Origin of the sequence: Aequorivita vitellina, from assembly GCF_022008365.1 — a bacterium.
Taxonomy (GTDB): domain Bacteria; phylum Bacteroidota; class Bacteroidia; order Flavobacteriales; family Flavobacteriaceae; genus Aequorivita; species Aequorivita vitellina.
Map to the genome: position 1 here is coordinate 1 of NZ_JAIRBA010000167.1, position 371 is coordinate 371.

Below are 371 nucleotides of genomic sequence, written 5' to 3' on the forward strand. Positions count from 1 at the left end.
TGCCTTGTTGTGCAATGTTTTTCTGCGCTCTGTTCCGTTTTGTTTCCGCTTTGCTATTCTTTCAAAGGCCATCGAAAAGCAAAATTGCGCTTGCTCGTTTTATCTTTCCGAAGTCAAAAAATTCCAGCTACTCCCCTTTTTTCCGCTCCGCATTTTTGTCCGAGCACCGTTTTTGTCCGAAATGCTTTTTGTTTTTAAAACACTAAATTCCAAAAAAAAATCGGACGTTATTCCGCCAATTTTCCGCCGTGATTTGGGTCTCGTTTAATATTGCACAACGTTTCTGCATATGATTAGTGGCCCGATTAAGCACGGAATTTAGCAAATAAAAACCAAACAGAAAATCCGATAGGATTTTCGGAAGCAGGCTC

Annotated in this window: 1 protein-coding gene; it reads left to right on the plus strand. The window is 40.4% G+C overall.

All coding sequences use genetic code 11. The features are described from left to right. On the plus strand, window positions 1–268 hold a 268-nt coding region (locus K8089_RS16395), incomplete at its 5' end, for a hypothetical protein (RefSeq protein ID WP_237604351.1). Window positions 269–371: the final 103 nt, after the last annotated feature.